The 12,639-nt window shown below is 64.2% G+C and carries 15 protein-coding genes and 1 tRNA gene; 6 read left to right on the top strand and 10 right to left on the bottom strand.

The features are described 5' to 3' along the window. Nucleotides 1-71 precede the first annotated feature (71 nt). Nucleotides 72-884, top strand: coding sequence for an SDR family NAD(P)-dependent oxidoreductase (locus tag AC5Y2S_RS14765; protein ID WP_499956835.1), 813 nt, complete (start codon nucleotides 72-74; stop codon nucleotides 882-884). On the opposite strand, the gene AC5Y2S_RS14760 is transcribed toward AC5Y2S_RS14765, so the two are convergent. Beyond that, nucleotides 881-1,669, bottom strand: a complete 789-nt coding sequence (locus AC5Y2S_RS14760; protein WP_499956834.1) for an SDR family NAD(P)-dependent oxidoreductase — start codon at nucleotides 1,667-1,669, stop codon at nucleotides 881-883. The two genes, AC5Y2S_RS14765 and AC5Y2S_RS14760, sit on opposite strands and share 4 nt — an antisense overlap. A gap of 81 nt (nucleotides 1,670-1,750) precedes the next feature. Between AC5Y2S_RS14760 and AC5Y2S_RS14755 the strand changes: the two genes are divergently transcribed. After that, nucleotides 1,751-2,293 (top strand): carboxymuconolactone decarboxylase family protein, encoded by a 543-nt coding sequence (locus tag AC5Y2S_RS14755; protein WP_499956833.1) that lies wholly within the window; start codon nucleotides 1,751-1,753, stop codon nucleotides 2,291-2,293. A gap of 1 nt (nucleotide 2,294) precedes the next feature. On the opposite strand, the gene AC5Y2S_RS14750 is transcribed toward AC5Y2S_RS14755, so the two are convergent. Further along, nucleotides 2,295-2,672: a DoxX family protein gene (locus tag AC5Y2S_RS14750; protein ID WP_499956832.1), complete on the bottom strand. Its 378-nt coding sequence runs from the start codon at nucleotides 2,670-2,672 to the stop codon at nucleotides 2,295-2,297. A gap of 118 nt (nucleotides 2,673-2,790) precedes the next feature. Between AC5Y2S_RS14750 and AC5Y2S_RS14745 the strand changes: the two genes are divergently transcribed. Further along, the gene (locus AC5Y2S_RS14745; protein ID WP_499956831.1) at nucleotides 2,791-3,291 is read left to right on the top strand and encodes a nitroreductase family deazaflavin-dependent oxidoreductase; all 501 of its coding nucleotides are present in this window, start codon (nucleotides 2,791-2,793) and stop codon (nucleotides 3,289-3,291) included. 140 nt (nucleotides 3,292-3,431) lie between these two features. Continuing rightward, nucleotides 3,432-3,863 carry an oxoglutarate dehydrogenase inhibitor Odhl gene (odhI, locus tag AC5Y2S_RS14740; RefSeq protein ID WP_499956830.1) on the top strand — a complete coding sequence of 144 codons (432 nt, stop codon included), beginning with the start codon at nucleotides 3,432-3,434 and terminating at the stop codon, nucleotides 3,861-3,863. 5 nt (nucleotides 3,864-3,868) lie between these two features. Here odhI and AC5Y2S_RS14735 read toward each other — a convergent pair whose 3' ends face one another. Continuing rightward, entirely contained in the window at nucleotides 3,869-4,096 is a 228-nt protein-coding gene (locus AC5Y2S_RS14735; protein ID WP_499904487.1) for a hypothetical protein, read from the bottom strand. Between the two features lie 350 nt (nucleotides 4,097-4,446). On the opposite strand from AC5Y2S_RS14735, the gene AC5Y2S_RS14730 reads away from it, so the two are divergent. Then, the gene (locus AC5Y2S_RS14730; protein WP_499956829.1) at nucleotides 4,447-4,752 is read left to right on the top strand and encodes a DUF732 domain-containing protein; all 306 of its coding nucleotides are present in this window, start codon (nucleotides 4,447-4,449) and stop codon (nucleotides 4,750-4,752) included. A 325-nt stretch (nucleotides 4,753-5,077) separates the two neighbouring features. On the opposite strand, the gene AC5Y2S_RS14725 is transcribed toward AC5Y2S_RS14730, so the two are convergent. Together AC5Y2S_RS14725 and AC5Y2S_RS14720 are read right to left on the bottom strand one after the other, a co-directional pair. After that, a complete protein-coding gene (locus tag AC5Y2S_RS14725; protein ID WP_499956828.1) occupies nucleotides 5,078-5,617 on the bottom strand; it encodes a PE family protein in 540 nt (179 codons plus the stop codon). Nucleotides 5,618-5,817: 200 nt separating this feature from the next. Beyond that, on the bottom strand, nucleotides 5,818-6,072 hold the full coding sequence (locus AC5Y2S_RS14720; RefSeq protein WP_499956827.1) for an excisionase family DNA-binding protein: 255 nt from the start codon (nucleotides 6,070-6,072) through the stop codon (nucleotides 5,818-5,820). 408 nt (nucleotides 6,073-6,480) lie between these two features. Between AC5Y2S_RS14720 and AC5Y2S_RS14715 the strand changes: the two genes are divergently transcribed. Further along, a complete protein-coding gene (locus AC5Y2S_RS14715; protein WP_499956826.1) occupies nucleotides 6,481-7,557 on the top strand; it encodes a PE family protein in 1,077 nt (358 codons plus the stop codon). Between the two features lie 357 nt (nucleotides 7,558-7,914). On the opposite strand, the gene AC5Y2S_RS14710 is transcribed toward AC5Y2S_RS14715, so the two are convergent. From AC5Y2S_RS14710 to AC5Y2S_RS14690, 5 genes are all read right to left on the bottom strand, one after another. Then, nucleotides 7,915-8,556 (bottom strand): hypothetical protein, encoded by a 642-nt coding sequence (locus tag AC5Y2S_RS14710; RefSeq protein ID WP_499956825.1) that lies wholly within the window; start codon nucleotides 8,554-8,556, stop codon nucleotides 7,915-7,917. Between the two features lie 79 nt (nucleotides 8,557-8,635). Beyond that, entirely contained in the window at nucleotides 8,636-9,589 is a 954-nt protein-coding gene (locus AC5Y2S_RS14705; protein WP_499956824.1) for a hypothetical protein, read from the bottom strand. 71 nt (nucleotides 9,590-9,660) lie between these two features. After that, nucleotides 9,661-11,106, bottom strand: a complete 1,446-nt coding sequence (locus AC5Y2S_RS14700) for a PIN domain-containing protein (protein WP_499956823.1) — start codon at nucleotides 11,104-11,106, stop codon at nucleotides 9,661-9,663. A 319-nt stretch (nucleotides 11,107-11,425) separates the two neighbouring features. Further along, a tRNA-Arg gene (locus AC5Y2S_RS14695) sits at nucleotides 11,426-11,498 on the bottom strand. Nucleotides 11,499-11,572: 74 nt separating this feature from the next. Further along, a complete protein-coding gene (locus AC5Y2S_RS14690; protein ID WP_499956822.1) occupies nucleotides 11,573-12,541 on the bottom strand; it encodes a GlxA family transcriptional regulator in 969 nt (322 codons plus the stop codon). Nucleotides 12,542-12,639 lie beyond the last annotated feature (98 nt).

Raw genomic sequence — 12,639 nt, 5'->3', positions numbered from 1 at the left:
ATGCATTACACATCGAACATATTCAGTTCAGACCGTAAACCTTGACGTGCGGATATTCTATAGTCATCGTCATGGCACTCGATCCCTCCAGCGTTCTTCTGACCGACCGCGTCGCGGTCGTCACCGGCGGCGGCGCGGGCATCGGCCGCGGCATCGCGGCGGGGCTGAAGGCCTTCGGTGCGCGCGTCGCGATCTGGGAACGCCACCCCGACTCGTGCGCCTCGGCCGCCGAAGAGATCGGCGCGCTGGGTCTCACCGTCGACGTGCGGGACAGCGCCGCGGTGGACGCCGCGCTGGCGCAGACCTCCGCCGAACTGGGGACGGTGTCGATCCTGGTCAACAACGCCGGCGGGGTTTTCTGGTCGGGCATTCTCGACACCAGCGAGAACGGTTGGGACGCGCTGTACAAGTCGAACCTGCGCCACGTCTACCTGTGCACGCAGCGGGTCGCGCGCGCCCTCGTCGAGCAGAAGCTGCCCGGCAGCATCATCAGCGTCACTTCGATCGAGGGCGTGCGGGCCGCACCCGGGTACGCGACCTACGCGGCGGCCAAGGCCGGCGTCATCAACTACACCAAGACCGCCGCGCTCGAGCTCGCGCCGCACGGCATCCGGGTCAACGCGCTGGCGCCCGACATCACCCTGACCGAAGGCATCAGGGCGATCGCGCCGCCCGGCTCCGAGCAGCGATTCGGCCTCACCGTCCCGATGGGCCGGGCCGGTCACGTCGACGAAATGGCGGGCGCGGCAGTCTTTCTCGCGTCCGAGATGTCCAGCTACATCACCGGCCAGACGATCCACGTCGACGGCGGCACGCATGCCGCCGGCGGCTGGTATCACCATCCGGAGACCGGCGCGTACGCGCTCGGTCCGACGAGCGGTTAGTCACCGGTGTCGAGGCCGACATGAGCGGACATCCCGCCGTCGATCGCAATCATCTGCCCGGTGATGTATCGCGACGCGTCCGAGGCCAGGAAGACGACGAGATCGGCGACGTCCTGCGGTGCCCCGAGGTACGGCGTCAACGTGGCCCGGCCGAGGCGGCCGATGATCTCCTCGGACAGGTGCGCGCGCACGGCGTCGGTGAGGATCAAGCCGGGCACGATCGTGTTGGCCCGCACGCCCGCCTTGCCCTCGCTGGTCGCGACGTACATCGTCAGGGCGTGCACCCCGGCCTTCGAGACGCCGTAGGCCAGGCGGGTGCGGTCGCCTTTGAGTGCGGCCCCCGACGACATATTGACGATGGAACCGCCTCCACCCCTTCGCATTTCGGGAACCGCGTACTTGCACATCAGCAGCTGGCTGCCGAGATTCACCTCCAGGGACCGCTGCCACACATCCAGCGACATCTCGGTGACCGTGGTGTCCCGCGACAGGAAGTCGCTGGCGGTCAGGGCCGCGTTGTTGTGCAGGACGTCGAGGCGCCCGAATTCCGCGACCGTCGATTCCACCACGTCTCGCGCCGTCGCCTCCCGCGCGAGATCGCCGCCGAGCGCGATCGCCCGGGCCCCCGTGCGCCGGATCTCGTCGGCGACCCCGGCGGCCTTCGCCTCGTCGACGTCGACGACGGCGACGGCGGCGCCCTCGCGGGCCAATTCGCGCGCCGTCGCCGCACCGATTCCGCCCGCACCCCCGGTCACTATCGCGACCTTTTCGGCAAGTCTGGACATCGAGTTCTCCCACTCATCGGGGCTTTTCGGCCACGCACAAGAAAGTTAGCCTGATTTATGCCGCGTATTGCGCCAATCCCAATGGAACAGCTCAGCTCGCGCTCCCGCGAGATCGTGGAGGCCGGCGTCGCCGCCGGGCTCTACGCCACCCCGGTGCCCCTGCAGATATTCGCGTATCGCAGCGCACAGCTCGAACAGATCAACATGGCCAGACACCAGCTCGGTGCCGGCACCCTGCTCGGCGGCCGGATCCTGGAGTTGCTGCGCATCCGCAGCGCCCAACTCGGCGAATGCGAGCCCTGCAGCCAGTCGCGCAAGCACGACTCGATCACCGACGAGGACGTCGCCTGCCTGCTCGCCCCGGGCCACGGCGACCTCACCCCGCAGGAACAGATGGCCGTCGAGTTCCTCGATTTGCTGTCGGCCGACCATCACGCCATGGACGACGAGTTCTACAAGCGGCTGGGGGAGCACTTCACCGCCGCGCAGATCATCGAGCTGGGCTTCACCTGCGCCGGGGTGATGGGCGTGCACCGCTTCATCCACACCCTCGACGTCTACGGCGACTCGCCGCCCGCCATCGAATACACCCGGGATCAGGTCGACGCCACCAAGCCGGAATGACTTAAGTAAGCGGGTAGGGCCCGAAGCGGCCCCACGCGACGAAGACGGCGAGCACCAGCAGCACCGCGTTCATCGCGACGAACGGTGTCTCCTTGCGCCGGGCGTGCACCACGGCCGCGCCGACCATCACCGCCGCGAGCCCAATCGCGGCCAGTGGCACCAGGATTGGCGCGATGTGCATCAGGGCCGGCACGATCAGCCCGATCGCGCCGAGGATCTCGGCGACGCCGATGAGCCGGATCGTCGTCGGGGCGTAGTCCTCTGCCCAACCGAAGCCCGAGCCCACCAATTGGTCCTTGGTGCGCACGAGTTTCAACAGCCCGCTGCCGACGAAGGTGACCGCCAGAACGATCGCGACGATCCACAGCGCCATGTTCATCCAGACCTCCTCAGAGAAGGGCGATCTCGCGATCATCCAACGACGGGCCGCCCGCGGCAAGGGTGTCACTCATTGGCACCCACTAGAGCCGGCGATACCGTTGCGCAAGAATGACACCATGTCCGACCGGTCCTTCGACGCCACCAACCCGTTCCATCGGGTGATGCGCACCTTCGCCGCCACGAAGGTGGGGGCGGCGTTCATGCGCCCGGCGGCACACCATCTGGACCGGCTCGTCACCAAGGTCACCGGCGGCCGAAGCAGCTTCGCTGGGATCGTGACCGGGGTTCCCGCGGTCATTCTCACCACTACCGGCGCCAAGTCGGGTCAACCCCGCACCGTTGCGTTGTACGGAATCCCGCACCCCGATGGCGTGGGCCTCATCGCGTCCAACTGGGGCGGCGAAAAGCACCCGGCCTGGTACTACAACCTCAAGGCCAACCCGAAAGCCACGGTGTCGATCGGGCGCGACACGTGGCAGGCCACCGCCCGGCTCGCCACACCGGCGGAACGCGACGAGATCTGGGCGAAAGGGGTCAACATGTACCCCGGCTGGCGCAAGTACGAAGTGCGGGCCGGCGACCGCCACATCGAGGCGTTCATTCTCAGCCGGACGTGAGGGCATAAGACCGCCGGAAGGTGGGTATTTCTCTTGGGCTAGCGGGCATCTGAGCGTGCCCGCGGTCCAGGTAAGAGGAGCCGTCCACTGGGCCGGCAACCGGCGAAGCGGGCCAGCGCGCCCGGCGGCGGGAGCAACACATGAATCGCGGCGACGACGACCAACACCTCACCGAAGCGGTGGGGGAGACGACCGCGGATTACGGCGCCCAGTTCCTCGACGAGCCGGATGACGGTTCGATCGCCACCGAGGCGGAAACCGCCGAACGGCTGCCGAGCGGATCCGCGCTGCTGATCGTCAAGCGTGGCCCGAACGCCGGTTCCCGTTTCTTGCTCGATCGACCCGTCACCTCGGCGGGGCGCCATCCCGACAGCGACATCCTGCTCGACGACGTCACCGTGAGCCGCCGTCACGCGGAGTTTCGGCACGACGAGGACGGCAACTGGGCCGTCGCCGACGTCGGTAGCCTCAACGGCATCTACGTCAACCGGCAGGCGGTGGACTCAACGGTGCTGGCCAACAACGACGAGGTGCAGATCGGCAAGTTCCGGCTGGTTTTCCTGACTGGATAGCCGGGTCAGCCCTTCATTCCCCGCTCGCTTCGGACGAGCAGGGCGGGGCCGCCCAGCATCAGCGCCAGCGCGAAGCCGGTGACGTCGGTGCTGGTGGGTTGATGGGTGCTCATGTCGAACGCGGTGATCCCGAAGGTCGCGAGCAGGGTGAGCACGAAGATCATGCCGGTGTAGCGGGTCGGCGCGAGGGCGAGGAAAACGAGCCCGACCAAAGCGATGAACAGCGACAACATCAGGTCGGCACCTGACCTTCGCGTCGCACCAACCTAGCCTCCTCATCCGAGCCGCCCGGTCGCCAGGCACACAGCGTAGCCGCGGCGTGTTCGCCCGTTGAGGCAAACGGGAGACTTGTATCGGCTGCTAACTCTCAAAGCCTCCGCTCGAAGACGGAGACCCAACGACGGTGGTCGGCGCGGGGGGACCCGCACCGGCCGGCCCGCCGGAAGCTCCGCCGAGACGATCGGCCGCAAAGGCCCCGCCTTGGTCGATCATTGCCCCGTTGCTCGAGTACGTGGTTTTCGGGCACCGACCCGCGCGGCCCAGCCCCATGCGCGATGACTGAGCCGGGCTACCATGCAAACTCATGACGCGCACTGCCGCGCTGCTGGCAGCGGCCCTTTTCCTGACGGTTATTCCGCCCGCTCGCGCGGACGACAACGACACCGCGTTCCTGAACGCGCTCCACAATCAGGGCATCTCGAGCGCCAAAGGCGATCAGGGCCTGATCAACATGGGCCACAAGATCTGTGCCCTGTTGGCGCAGGGCCGGAACATGGATTCGATCCTGGGCATGTTTCAGTCGCACGAGCGCAACGGTATGACAGACGACGACGTGAGGTTTTTGGTGCGAACTTCGGCCACGTCGTATTGCCCCGAATACGCGCCTTAAGCGGTTAGCTGTGGTTGAGATCCGGACAGAACTCGTTGGGACTAGCAGTACCGAGGACGTGGCGACGCCTGCTGCTGTCAGCAACAGGGTTATCACCCCATCCGGGGCGGCTCTGCTGTGGGGGATTTCGTTCCGTGAGAGAGAAAGAATCGCCGCGATCCTCGCATCTCATACTCGGCTTGGCCCCGTAGCAGGGGGGTAAGCGGTAGGGGTAAGCGTTATACCAGCGCGGCTATTTGCGTGGCGCTACGGGCTAACCCAGTGGTGAAACGAATCCTTATCTCTGTGCGGACTTTTTGAATGCTGGTCGGTCGTTGACACGCGTCTAAAGAGCCGCACCAAGTTGCGCCAAAAGCGCGAGCAAAATGATTGGACCGAATATGTACACGTCACCGGCGATGCCGAGTGGCAGCACAACGGCGAAGACGAGTGGCAGCGCAACGGCAAGAATTGGAGGGACAACGAGTAGAAGTGCAATGAAAATAGCGAGTACAAATATTAGAATGGCAAGAGAGGTGAATAAGTTGGTTGCGCTCGCAGACAAGGAATTGGCCCAAATCGGGAAGTCCTGCAAAAACGCGGCGTTGGCGGCCTCAGCACTGGCATACGCGCCCGCACCCGAGGTCAAGTTGTGCACAAACTGGCTGTTGAACGCCGCCGCCTGACCGGCCAGCGCCTGGTAGTTCGCGGCGTGCTGAACGAACACCTTGGCGATGGCACCGGACACCTCATCGGCCGCCGCCGGGAGTATCGCCGTGGTCTGCGCCGCCGCCACCTTGTGCGCGGCCTCGACGTTCAGGCCGATATTGGCCAGATCTGCCGCCGCCGTGTGCAGCGCCTCCGGGGTCACCATTACCTGCAACATTGGCCAACCTTCGGAAAACTAGCCCCTGGTTGTCACGAGCCCCGGCGGTCCTCCACCCGTCAGAACAGGATGGCCTTAGCGTACGGCGCTGCTGCGGCGCGGCATTGAGTAACCGGCTACTCACTTTCGTTTCCGGCTCGTGGCAGGTGGAGCAGGCGGGGCAACAGTTGGTGTGGATCGCTAACGCTTCTTTAGAGCTGCTACATGCGAGTTACCCGAAGCCTGGCTGACCGGGGAATCTTGTCGGGCAGGACAGGTCGCAACAGCTTGTCAAGATCGGCGGCGTTAATCCGCACCAATTTGTTGCCGACTTTGTACGCAGGCAACTTGCCGCTTGCGATGAACCGGCGGACGGTGCGCTTGTTAACCCGCAGCCGCTCAGCAGCCTCATCTAGCGTGATGAATTCGCGCCGCTTACTCAAGGTATTCAACCTCCCTTGGGAAAAGACCTGCATAAAAACGCTCTTTCCAGGGAGTGTTGCCAACGATAGGGCATCATCGCCACCACGGGGGATGGGGGGTGCCCCGCCTGGCAACCACCGGCCCGCATCCGCATGTGCGCGTCACTGGTGAGGGTGGGGGGCACCCCGCCGACGCAACCGGCGCCGCATCCCACGCATTGCTTCGTTTTTACCCCCAGGGGTAATTTCCACATAGGCCGGAAGGGCTCCGAAACGACTCGGTAGACCTCTCCGCCCCCGGTGAGGTCGCCTCTTGCCTGCACACCACCCCCCTGCTAGGTGACCAAAGCCACTAGTGCAATGGCCGGGCCGACTCGATTCTTTACGCATGCGTAGTTCGTTGTTTGCACATACATAGTTTGTTGCTCCCAGATTCACCAATCTTTAGCGAGAGGCAAAACGATGTCGTTTGTGATGGCGGCCCCAGAGTTCCTGGCTTCGGCGGCGACGGATTTGTCCAACATCGGCTCGGCGATGACCGCCGCGAATGCGGCGGCGACGGGCCCGACTACCAGGGTGCTGGCTGCGGCTCAGGATGAGGTGTCAGCCGCAGTGGCATCGCTGTTTTCCGCATACGGACAGGCCCATCAAGCACTCAGTGCCCAAGCCGCAGCGTTCCACTCGCAGTTCGTGCAAACCCTCAACTCGGGTGCGGCGGCGTATGTCAGCGCCGAGAGCACCAACGCCCAACAGGGCCTGCTTAACGCGGTCAACGCTCCTGCCCAAGCCGCAACCGGACGCCCGCTGATCGGCAACGGTGCCGACGGGACGACCGTGAACGGAGTGGGCACGAACGGCGCGCCCGGTGGATGGCTGTTAGGCAACGGCGGCAACGGTGGGAATAGCACCCTTGCCGGCGCGGCCGGCGGGACCGGCGGTGCCGCCGGATTATTCGGCGTCGGCGGCATCGGCGGGCAGGGTGGCGCCGGCGGGGTCGGCGGGACCGGCGGCAACGGTGGGCTGCTGTTCGGCGTAGGCGGCGCGGGCGGGACGACCCTCAGCGGCGGGATTGCCGGTACCGGCGGCATGGCCCCGCTGATCGGTATTGGCGGGGACGGTGGCACTAGCGTTTTGCCCGGTACCAACACTGTTACCGGGACGGGTGGTAACGGCGGCAACGTCGGGCTGTTGGGCATCGGTGGGCACGGCGGGCAGGGCGGCGGTTTCGCCAACGGCGGCAATGGCGGCAACGTCCCGTTTGGCATAGGTGGGGGCGGTGGAATTGGTGGGAGTTACTCCATCTTGCCCGGCTCCACCACCCCCCCCGTCGGCGGGGGTAACGGCGGCGACGTATGGCTCGGCCTTGCCGGGCATGGTGGACGCGGTTACCCGAAGGCCCTCTTTCTGGGCAGTACCCAAATCTCAGCGAGCGACGGTGGGAACGGTGGCAACGCCCTTTTCTTGCTGCCCGGCGCTGGCGGTGCCGCCCCGTTTGGGACCCCTGGCAAACTAGGAACCTTCTTTTTCGGCTTCGCCTAAGTGTCGCATTTATTCAAACGCGTGTTGTGAAAAGACCATGCTCGCAGTCAGCCGGGGCTGCGGATTTGGTGACTTTCGACGACCCGAGGCGGGCCGTTCGGCCCTGGCCAACTGCGCGCCAGCAGCGAACCATCTCCGTTCCATGAGAATCAGTCGCTCATGGTTCGCCCGCATCGGAGTCGGCGCAATAATCTTCGCCGTCAGTCCAGGCTTAGCGCACGCCGACATCGATCCGCATATCCCCGATCCCATCCATTTGTTTTGTTGGGGCTCCACTGCCAATTCGTGGAATTGGCTAGGTGTCTGCGATGGCCAACGCTACGCCGACGGGACGTATTGGCACGTCCAAGGCGTCGGTTACACAATCCTGAACGTGATGTGCGCCGCTGGCACACCAGGGGACCTGAACCCGCCACCAGCGCCTCCGGGCGGGTGCGGCGGCCAGCCGCCCCCGGTCATCAACATGCAGAAATGACCGCGCGCAGGCGGCTGCCTTCGAAAATTTCCCGTCGCTACAGCGGGTTGAGGAACGGCTTGCCTGGCGGACAGCGCACCTCGCTGCACGTCTCGTTCGAGGGCGAACGCTTCCGCGCCATCTCGGAGGGTGACGTACCGGTAGTCGAAGTTGTCGTGGATGTATTTTTTCGTCAGTGCTTCGAGAGACAACAGCTCGTCGCCGATCTCGCGCTGCTGCCCGCTGGTGAGGTGCGGCACGACGAACCGGTCGCAGACGTACACACAAAACTGGTCGCCGCTTCTGCGGCCTACCGCGTGCGAATTCAGCCGCGTCCAAAGCCCTTTCGCCCGTTTTGGCTCATCGGGTGATTCGGTGCCTTCGACGGTCATCGCCCTGCCCGACATTCCGACGTAGACGAAGCGGCGGTCCTGCCAGATTGTGTAGACACCGGCGGCTACCTTCGGCACCAAGGTATTGCGCCAGTCTGAGAAGCGATGTGACGGGCCACTTTCGAGTACCTGCAATAGCTGCGCGTTCGACATCAGAATGCGGAGTCCAATTCTTCGGGTGCGACCCACTGTGCCCTGGCACCCCCGACTGACACGTGATCCAACGCCCGTTTCAGGGTCGCTGCTGGATCACCCGGAGTGTCGCCGGTCTGCGCCATGAGGGTCGGGCGCAGCGGGTGATAGCTGCTGATGAGATATTCGTTTCGGGTTTGTAGCCGCTCGACGTACCGCTGATGCGGTGGGCGGTCGGATTTTTCGTGCCAATTGTTGCAGCGGGCGCATGCCAAGACCAGGTTCCATACTCGTCGGCGGGTGCGCCACCGATCAGTGGCCCAGTCGACCAGGGGAAGACGTGGTCCACCTGGCATGTCGAGACTGAGCCGCTGGTGATGTCAATGGGCGCATAGCAATAGAAGCAGTGGCCTTTCTGGTAACCGTTGAGCGCGGCGCGTGCCCCCGTGATGTTGGTGCGCCGGCGCGGCACCACCAGCATGTCGGTGACGGGTTGAAACTCGACGGTCAGCAGTAGGCGGGGAAGGTTGAGTTCCCAGGCGGTTTCCACGAGTCGCCAGCGTGCCTCGACCTCCTCAGTAAGAGTAGGGCCGTGACCTTGGTCGAGAAGGCCTCGCAGGCCGTCGGTGAGACGGATGCCCGACCCTTGACGCCGTTCGTCGATGAAGAAGCGTTCGGGTACGTCTTTGCTGTCGACGACGTGGAAGGCGTCGATAACGTTGTTGAAGCCGAGTTGCACCGTCTTGGCGCGGAGGGCGTCCGAGTCGATTTCACCGTTGTTGTATGCGCGGCAGGCGTCCAGGAATCGGCTTTTCTGGAAGGTGCCTTGCTTGTCGTGGGATCGCAGGTGGTCGGCGACGCGGGTGGCGAACGGGAGGGCAAGCTGGTCAAGGGGGATGGCCTCATCGGAGCCGCCGCCGATTTCGAGGAGCGCCCCGGCCAGGGCGAATTTGTAGGAGGCCACGTTCTGGCCGAACAGGATGATGGCGCGCCAGTAGGAGTCCAGCGACGGGATGTCGTAGGCGAACCGCGCGACGGCGTCACCGCGATCCACGTGGCCTCCTTTCTCGTCGGCAACCTCGAGCGGCATCCCTCGCGGGCGGACGCATTGCTTCCGGGGCGCAGCTATTTTTTCCGTTCCGCTTTAGAGGTTTTGGGTTGCGTAGCGTCTCCGTGCGCCTCTTGGGCGGATGTCTTCGCCGACTTGCGCGTCGGCGTTTTCCCTCCACTGCTGGGCGACAACTTGGCCCCCGAGGCCGGCTCGAAGACGGTGGAGTCTTGCGGATAGGACGTCAATAACCGCATTATTCGCGTTAAGTCGTTCACGCTTAATGCGTTCAAAAATCTTTTGGCGTCATCCGTGGGTGTCGATGGGGGAGCGCTATTCCGCTGAAGGATGTTCAACAGCTCTAGTAACGCGTCAACCCCTTTTGGGCTTAATTCGCGTATCAGCTTTTCGCGCTCAGCATCGGTAGGCGTTTGCATCGCGCGGAACATCGTGCTGATCTCGCTCGGTTGTAACTTGCGCAGCACCTCGTCGACATCACCGGATACGAGCGGAGCCGGCCCGAAGACTAAGCCGTCAATGAAGCTTCCGGGCGCTGGCCGCATGATCAAGCTGCCAAAGTCTATGCCGGATGCGGATGGGGAGGGCTCGGGTCGCGAAATGCTCCGAACCGTCTCGATTGTCTCTTCCTCGACGGACGTGTTGAGGTATGCGTTCGTTAGGTCCAGAAATAGGTCTAACGGTACCTGGTGATATGGCTGATCCGTTAATACTGAACCCATCTCCGCTATCAGTTCAACGCGCGGTCCTAACCACTGACCACGCACGGGGGCGCGGTACCAGTCCTCTTTCTTATCGCTAGTTACGAACAATAGTGGTCGCTGGGCGGTTTTGGCGTGCTCTAGTAATTCCCACCAGACAAGGTAATCTCCTGTTGGATCTTCTTTCGTCTTAACGTCAAGGTAGCCCGGCGGAATGGATTCTTCGTATCGTTCGAGTGCTATGGCCTTGAGCTCTTTGAGTTCTTGATCTGTAGGGCGCTTTCCGAACGCTTGGTCATCTAGTAGTTCGTCGAGTGCATGTAGAACCGGGTCGTTTTTCCTTACCTCATCGAATGGAATCACGTGTTCGTCACGCCATTCTGCAAGCCTGGTTGCGAGATCTTCCTTAACCGCGTCGACTATCTCCCTGACCTCCGCCTGGAGCTCCCCACGGATTTGGTTGAGATGCTTTTCGTCAAGGACGACCGTGATGGAGCTAAGGAGCTGGGCGTACGCCGACACACTCGTTCCCGCTGTTTTCAGGCGGCTTCGCTGAAACTCAAGGGCTACTTGATACGGAACGAAGATCCGCTCCCGAACCGACTTGAGCGCAGAAATTATCTGTTCTCGCTGGTTCTTTCCTACACGATATAGGTCGAGCATCACATTCGCATCGAGCGCGATCGTTCCGGTAGTAATCATGCGACTGATTGTTTCGTCGTCGTGGCTATACCACTCCGGCAGAATCGATTTCATCCCCAACGCACGCACCTCCATGTGACCGCCCAGTTGGGCTTGCGTCACGCCCCAGTCTTGTGCTCGTAGCCCCTCTACCTCTTGACGGAACCGATGCACAGGCTACATATCGAGCGTGGAGACCGGGCGGACATTGGGCCAATCCCCCTTGCGTCCGGCGGCGCTCGTTGCTGCCGCACGACACCACAGCTTGCCGGTGCTGCGGCGGGGGAGTAGTCCCTCGGTCGCCACCGGTGACGCCGCCCCGCCACGCCGATCCCGCAGCAAAACAAATCGCGCGTGAGAAAGCCGAGGTGGATCACACATAGATCACACGGTGCCCGTGGGTGAATTCGAAAAACAGGCTGTGAACTGCATAAATGCTGGGTGCCCCCGGCAGGATTCGAACCTGCGGCCTTCTGCTCCGGAGGCAGACGCTCTATCCCCTGAGCTACGGGGGCGCAAAACAACATGATGCGCCAGCGGGCCCAGCCAGAGTAACGCATCGACGTGACGGTCGTGACCCCGCCAGGGCTCAACTGGCCTTCGCCTGGGCACTCGGACGCAGCGCCCCGGGTGATCGCCCGGTGTGTTTCTTCACCAGTCGGTGCAGCGTCGCGGGATCGGCCAGCCCCACGGACGCGGCGATCTCCTCGAGCGGCATGCGGGTGGTGCGCAACAGATGCAGCGAGCGCTCGAGGCGAACCCGCTGCACCAGCTGGAGCGGGCTGAGCCCCACGGCATTTCGCGTCCGGCGCGCCAGGGTCCGGGTGCTCAGGCCGCAAAACCGGGCCAGCGAGTCGAGCGTGTGCGGCTCGTCTAGCCGGGACCGGACGAAACGCTCCAGCGTCGCGACCGTTTCGTCGCGCGCCGCCAGGTGCGAGGGAATGAGGAAGCTCGCCTGCGACGTCCGCTGATCGGCCACGAGCCGGTTCGCGAGCTCGTCGGTGAGCGCGGCGCCGCCGAGGTCGCGCATCAGCGCGAGCATCAGGTCGATGTGCGCGAAGGCGCTCCCGGCCGTCCAGATCGAGCCGTCGCGAACCACCATTTCGTCGATGACGACGCGGGCCGCCGGCGCGACCCCGGCGAGGTCGGCCCCGAGCCACCACGTCGTGACGCAGCGCCGTTGATCGAGAAGCCCGGCCGCGGCCAGGACGAATACCGCCGTGCACGACGCCGCGATTTCCGCGCCGCGGGCGTCCGCGCCCGCCAGCCACTCGGCAGCGACGGCGACGTCGGCGCCGCCGAGCCGCTCGGCGATCTCCTCCGGCTGTGCGGCCCCGAGCCCGGGCACCACGACGACTTCTCGCGCGCCGGCCTGCGCCAGGGGTTGCGCGGCGACTGCCAGGCCGCCGCGCAGTGCGACCTGGCTTTCCGGGGAGACGAACCGAAGGTCGAACGCGGGTTTGCCGAGGATCCGATTGGCCGCCGAGATTACGTCGATCGTCACACCCACGGCGCTGGCGCTGGCCCCGTCGAGCACCAGGACATCGAAACCGATCATGTGGCGAATTATGCAAGAAAGCTGTCTGTCTCGCCACTGGATTTTGGCCCGCGGCCGGAGCAGATTACGAGAGCAGGAAGCCGCTTGAAAGGACATGA

Source organism: Mycobacterium sp. NGS69 (assembly GCF_059812165.1).
The sequence above is the reverse complement of the archived record's forward strand: the minus strand, read 5'-3'. Positions and strand labels throughout refer to the sequence as shown.

Bases quoted from the DNA above. Each gene is read 5' to 3' on its own strand.
- AC5Y2S_RS14765 (WP_499956835.1), top strand. From the start codon at position 72: ATGGCACTCGATCCCTCCAGCGTTCTTCTGACCGACCGCGTCGCGGTC.
- AC5Y2S_RS14760 (WP_499956834.1), bottom strand. From the start codon at position 1,669: ATGTCCAGACTTGCCGAAAAGGTCGCGATAGTGACCGGGGGTGCGGGC.
- AC5Y2S_RS14755 (WP_499956833.1), top strand. From the start codon at position 1,751: ATGGAACAGCTCAGCTCGCGCTCCCGCGAGATCGTGGAGGCCGGCGTC.
- AC5Y2S_RS14750 (WP_499956832.1), bottom strand. From the start codon at position 2,672: ATGAACATGGCGCTGTGGATCGTCGCGATCGTTCTGGCGGTCACCTTC.
- AC5Y2S_RS14745 (WP_499956831.1), top strand. From the start codon at position 2,791: ATGTCCGACCGGTCCTTCGACGCCACCAACCCGTTCCATCGGGTGATG.
- odhI (WP_499956830.1), top strand. From the start codon at position 3,432: ATGAATCGCGGCGACGACGACCAACACCTCACCGAAGCGGTGGGGGAG.
- AC5Y2S_RS14735 (WP_499904487.1), bottom strand. From the start codon at position 4,096: ATGTTGTCGCTGTTCATCGCTTTGGTCGGGCTCGTTTTCCTCGCCCTC.
- AC5Y2S_RS14730 (WP_499956829.1), top strand. From the start codon at position 4,447: ATGACGCGCACTGCCGCGCTGCTGGCAGCGGCCCTTTTCCTGACGGTT.
- AC5Y2S_RS14725 (WP_499956828.1), bottom strand. From the start codon at position 5,617: ATGTTGCAGGTAATGGTGACCCCGGAGGCGCTGCACACGGCGGCGGCA.
- AC5Y2S_RS14720 (WP_499956827.1), bottom strand. From the start codon at position 6,072: ATGCAGGTCTTTTCCCAAGGGAGGTTGAATACCTTGAGTAAGCGGCGC.
- AC5Y2S_RS14715 (WP_499956826.1), top strand. From the start codon at position 6,481: ATGTCGTTTGTGATGGCGGCCCCAGAGTTCCTGGCTTCGGCGGCGACG.
- AC5Y2S_RS14710 (WP_499956825.1), bottom strand. From the start codon at position 8,556: ATGTCGAACGCGCAGCTATTGCAGGTACTCGAAAGTGGCCCGTCACAT.
- AC5Y2S_RS14690 (WP_499956822.1), bottom strand. From the start codon at position 12,541: ATGATCGGTTTCGATGTCCTGGTGCTCGACGGGGCCAGCGCCAGCGCC.